A 2821-nucleotide genomic window follows, 5' to 3' on the forward strand; every position below is an offset into this window, starting at 1 on the left:
GGGCAAGCCGCTGTAGCGGCCGGTGCCGCCGCTGCTCCGGTGCTTGCGGCTGCCGACAGGCCCGTCACCCGCTCGGGTGGCGGGCCTGTTCGGGTTGGTGATGGGAACTACCATCGCCTTGTTCCGGGCTTCTTGCGATTCACTTGTTCACAAGGGCGATTTAGGGGGTGCATGGTCCGTGCTGCTGAGCTTTCGTGTGGCCAATCACGGCTCTCTTCGCGAACCCCCAGGAGCTGAACCTCGTACCGACGTACGGTGAGGACCACCGGCCGGCGGTGCCCGTGGCGGCGATCTTCGGGGCGAACGCTTCGGGGAAGTCGACAGTGGTGGACGCGTTCGAGTTCTTCCGGCGAGCGGTACGTGACTCGCAGGCTCTGGTTGAACCTGGTGACCTCGGCCCTCAAACGCAGGCGAGGGAGCTGGCCCGGAAATCGACCCGTCCGGCGCGGAACACACTCGGAATCCCTCGACGGGCGTCTGGCAGCTCACGGACCGGATGGCGAACCCGTGACCCGCTGAAGGGTGGCCGGGGTTGCCAGGGCCCTCCGGGGATGGGGGAGGATGGCAGGAACCGTACGAAGGGAAATACACGGTGAGCATCGACCCGTCCTCGATTCCGAATTTCGGGGGCCAGCCCCAACCGCAGGGTGCAGGACCGGCGGGCCCCGTCGTCCCTGATCAGGATCTGGTCAAGCAGCTCCTCGAACAGATGGAGCTGAAGTACGTCGTCGACGACGAGGGTGACCTCGCGGCGCCGTGGGAGGAATTCCGTACGTACTTCATGTTCCGCGGTGAGGAGGACCAGCAGGTCTTCTCGGTGCGGACGTTCTACGACCGGCCGCACCCCATCACGGACAAGTCCAGGGTCCTGGACGCGATCGACGACTGGAACCGTCGCACGCTGTGGCCCAAGGTCTACACGCACATCCACGAGGAGGGCGACGGCCCGCCCACCGTCCGGCTCATCGGCGAGGCCCAGATGCTGATCGGCATGGGGGTCAGCCTGGAGCACTTCGTGTCGTCGACGGTGAGCTGGGTGCGGGCCTCGATCGAGTTCGACAAGTGGCTCGTGGAGCAGCTCGGCCTTGAGCCGGGCGACGAGAAGCCCGAGGACGCCTGAGCCGAGCCCAGGCACCCGCGGAACGACAGGAGCCCGGTGGGGCCGCGATCACCACGATCACGGCCCGGCCGGGCCGTGCCGTGTCCCCGGCGTCTAGCGTCGACTCGGCATCCGAAGGACACTGAGTAGCTCATCGCCATGCAGAGCCCGGCCCGTCTGCCGGCGGAGGCCTGGCCCTGTATTCACAGCAGTCCGTTTGGCTCGCCTTCAGTGCACCAGTTGCTTGAGACGGTCCACTGCGTCATCCAAGACACCCTTCTGCTTGCAGAAGGCGAAGCGGACCTGGGTGCGGCCGGCGTCGGGGTCGTCGTAGAAGACGGAGTTGGGGACGGCGACGACGCCGCAGCGTTCCGGGAGGGCGCGGCAGAAGGCGAAGCCGTCGGTTTCGCCCAGGGGTCGGATGTCGGTGGTGACGAAGTAGGTGCCGGACGGGCGGTAGACCTCGAAGCCGGCCGCGGTGAGGCCCGCGGAGAGTACGTCGCGCTTGGCGCGCAGGTCGGTGCGGATTTCCTCGAAGTAGCTGTCGGGGAGGCGCAGGGCTTCCGCGATCGCGTACTGGAACGGTCCCGAGGCCACATAGGTCAGGAACTGCTTGGCGGACCGGACGGCTGTCACCAGCTTGGGCGGTCCCGTCACCCAGCCCACCTTCCAGCCGGTGAAGGAGAATGTCTTGCCGGCGGAGCTGATCGTCAAGGTGCGTTCGCGCATGCCCGGGAAGCTTGAGATCGGTACGTGCTCGCCCTCGAAGACGAGGTGTTCGTAGACCTCGTCGGTGACGACGAGCAGATCGCGTTCGACAGCGAGTTCGGCGATGGCCGCCAGTTCCTCGCGGCCGAGGACCGTGCCGGTCGGGTTGTGCGGGGTGTTGAGCAGGATCAGCCGGGTGCGGCCGGTGACGGCGGCGCGCAGTTCGTCGAGGTCCAGGTGGTACGCGCCGTCGTGCGGGCGCAGGGTGACCGGGACGCGTGTGCCGCCCGCCATGCCGATACAGGCCGCGTACGAGTCGTAGTACGGCTCCAGCGCGATCACCTCGTCACCCGGCTCGACCAGTGCGAGCAGCGCCGCCGCGATCGCCTCCGTGGCGCCCGCCGTGACGAGGACCTCGGCGTCCGGGTCGTACGTCAGGCCGTAGAAGCGCCGCTGGTGCGCGGCGACGGCGGTACGCAGCTCGGGTACGCCCGGGCCCGGCGGGTACTGGTTGCCGCGTCCGTCGCGCAGCGCGCGGACCGCGGCTTCCCTGATCTCCTCCGGGCCGTCGGTGTCGGGGAAGCCCTGGCCGAGGTTGATCGCTCCGGTCCGTACCGCCAGCGCCGACATCTCCGCGAAGATCGTCGTGCCGCCGAGCCATTCTTTGGTCATGGCGGCCATCCTGTGCCGAACCTCTGGAGTTGCTCAAGTCAGCTTTGGGCCGCGGACGCCGGGGGGACACCCCAGTCACGCACGAGGTTCATGAACGAAGCAACGCAGCAACGCAGGAACGCAGTAACGAAGCAATGAAGCGATGACGTCGCGCGAGGGAGCGCGGCGGGCTTCGCTACGGGGGAACAGAAGGACGGGTGGGATCGATGACTGGTTTGGGGATCGCGGTCGTCGTGGTCATGGCGACGATCGCGTTCGTCGGGCTCGTGGCGAGCGTGGGCAACGGGGGCGCGGCGCGCAGGCGGCGCCGTGGCGCGGCGCGTGGCACGGCCGGCAGCGGCC

Annotated in this window: 3 protein-coding genes; 2 read left to right on the forward strand and 1 reads right to left on the reverse strand. The window is 68.2% G+C overall.

Annotation, left to right across the window (positions count from 1 at the left end; translation table 11 throughout):
• The first annotated feature begins 326 nt into the window (after window positions 1–326).
• Window positions 327–596: a hypothetical protein gene (locus GA0115259_RS43020; RefSeq protein ID WP_370749385.1), complete on the forward strand. Its 270-nt coding sequence runs from the start codon at window positions 327–329 to the stop codon at window positions 594–596.
• Window positions 593–1120 (forward strand): YbjN domain-containing protein, encoded by a 528-nt coding sequence (locus GA0115259_RS37695; protein ID WP_093605083.1) that lies wholly within the window; start codon window positions 593–595, stop codon window positions 1118–1120. Before GA0115259_RS43020 ends, GA0115259_RS37695 begins: the two co-directional genes overlap by 4 nt.
• Before the next feature lie 207 nt (window positions 1121–1327).
• On the opposite strand, the gene GA0115259_RS37700 is transcribed toward GA0115259_RS37695, so the two are convergent.
• A complete protein-coding gene (locus GA0115259_RS37700; RefSeq protein ID WP_237540774.1) occupies window positions 1328–2479 on the reverse strand; it encodes a pyridoxal phosphate-dependent aminotransferase in 1152 nt (383 codons plus the stop codon).
• Between the last annotated feature and the right edge of the window lie 342 nt (window positions 2480–2821).

Source organism: Streptomyces sp. MnatMP-M17 (assembly GCF_900091995.1).
Lineage (GTDB): Bacteria > Actinomycetota > Actinomycetes > Streptomycetales > Streptomycetaceae > Streptomyces.

Bases quoted from the DNA above. Each gene is read 5' to 3' on its own strand.
- GA0115259_RS37700 (WP_237540774.1), bottom strand. From the start codon at position 2,479: ATGACCAAAGAATGGCTCGGCGGCACGACGATCTTCGCGGAGATGTCG.